The 362-nt window shown below is 42.3% G+C and carries 1 protein-coding gene; it reads left to right on the plus strand.

All coding sequences use genetic code 11. The features are described from left to right. Positions 1 to 185: 185 nt before the first annotated feature. Positions 186 to 362 (plus strand): RNase H-like domain-containing protein (locus EZV76_RS18005; RefSeq protein ID WP_161594447.1); only part of this gene is annotated, 177 nt, incomplete at its 3' end.

The following is a 362-nucleotide window of genomic DNA, read 5'->3' on the forward strand; positions in this document are numbered from 1 at the left end:
AGGTTGCACAACCGATGTGCAAGTTGCTGCAAAAACAGATGATTTTCGAGTTCGATGAGTCGTGCAATGAGGCATTTGACATGCTAAAAGGATTGTTGATCTCGGCGCCAATCATCCAACCACCTGACTGGAACGTGCCATTCGAAATAATGTACGATGCGAGGGACTACGCCGTATGAGCTGTTCTGGGACAAAGGATTGGAAAAGCTTCGCATGCCATTTACTACGCGTCCAGGACTTTCAACGATGCCCAGAAAAATTACTCTACCACTGAAAAAGAACTCTTGGCTGTTGTTTTTGCTTTAGAAAAATTTCGATCTTATTTACTTGGTACTAAAGTAATTGTTTATTCTGATCATGCA

Source organism: Flagellimonas alvinocaridis (assembly GCF_004916895.1).
Classification (GTDB): Bacteria; Bacteroidota; Bacteroidia; order Flavobacteriales; family Flavobacteriaceae; genus Flagellimonas; species Flagellimonas alvinocaridis.